The sequence below is a fragment of the Glutamicibacter sp. BW80 genome (assembly GCF_002332385.1).
Classification (GTDB): Bacteria; Actinomycetota; Actinomycetes; order Actinomycetales; family Micrococcaceae; genus Glutamicibacter.
The window spans coordinates 1-1,211 of the sequence record NZ_NRGV01000019.1; the positions used below are offsets into that span (position 1 = coordinate 1).

Here is a 1,211-nt window from a genome sequence, read left to right on the forward strand (position 1 = left end):
ATTGAACCCCACATCACGAACCCAGTGAACCTTGTTCTCAATACCCCAATGATTCACCAGCATCCGGTTGAGCACTGACGCATTGGCCTTGTCTGGCGCCAGCGACGTCACGACGTAAACAGTCTCCCTGCTGATCTTCCCGGTAGCTGTCCGCTGGCTGATGCGGGTCAACTGGCCGACCTGCACAGCCCACGGCCAAGCAATCTTCAACGCGCCGACCGGTTGCACCAGCTTCAACTCACGGCGCACATACCTGCCGTGCTCCCACTCTTCGATCCTGTCGGTCACCGGGATCTTCTCCCAGCCCAGCGCGGCACAGTCAGCTTGAAGTGTTCGTTGGTTGCCTTTCACGGTCATCACGTACTCACACCCGTAGGAGCGGACCAGGCGTGCGGTTTCCCGCTGCGTGTGTAGCGCGTCGATCGTGAGGACCGCACCGCGCAGGAAACCGGGCTTATTCTCGTTGATGGTGTGCAGCAGGTTCTTCAGGTACGGGATCTCGTTGGATTTCTCCCCGACAGCAACCTGGGCCAGCACCACGCCGGTGGCGTGGTCCGCGGCGGCGAGGTTGTGACTGCGGGTCCCGGTACCGTGTTTGGCGCTGCGTGATTCCTTCCCGTCAGCACTGATGGTGGTGAAGTCGGTGTGCCGCTTCACCCGCGGCCCATCGGGTGCTACCTGAGGTTGTTTGCTCAGTTGGCCGGTCACCCAGCGGGTGCTGGCCATATCGAGCTGGTCGGCGTCAATGAGAGCCAGGACTCGTTCGAACGTGTCTTGCGATGGTGGGCCGTGCACGAACTTCTCACCCCACCCGGGATATCGTTGCCACAGGTCAACGGCGTATTCACGCATTTGGGTGTAGCTGTGGTGGTTCGCCAGGTACGCGGCGATGGCGAGGGTCAGAACCAGGGGCAACGGGTGGCGGACCCCGCGCCGGCGGCGCGGATCCTTGATGGCGGCCAATACCGTGAACAGTGGACTGCCTGCGCGCGGGTCGTGAAGTTCTGTGGCGAGGCTGGCACCAGGGAATTGGCGTTGGAGCTGGTTGATCAGGGATGATAGCAAGAGTAAAGGCTTCTGTTAGGTTCTATTGTTTCGCAACTCCAGAATTAACAGAGGCCTTTGCTGTATCGCGATTTAATGACGTTTAATGACTTCGCCTAGTCAGCGTGTGGCTTGGGCTGAGTACCCGGACTTTGCGGTAGCCCTGG

Annotated in this window: 1 protein-coding gene; it reads right to left on the reverse strand. The window is 60.2% G+C overall.

The annotated features are described in order from the left end of the window. A partial coding sequence (locus CIK76_RS05580; RefSeq protein ID WP_096284291.1) for an ISAs1 family transposase occupies positions 1 to 1,065 on the reverse strand: 1,065 nt, incomplete at its 3' end. Positions 1,066 to 1,211: the final 146 nt, after the last annotated feature.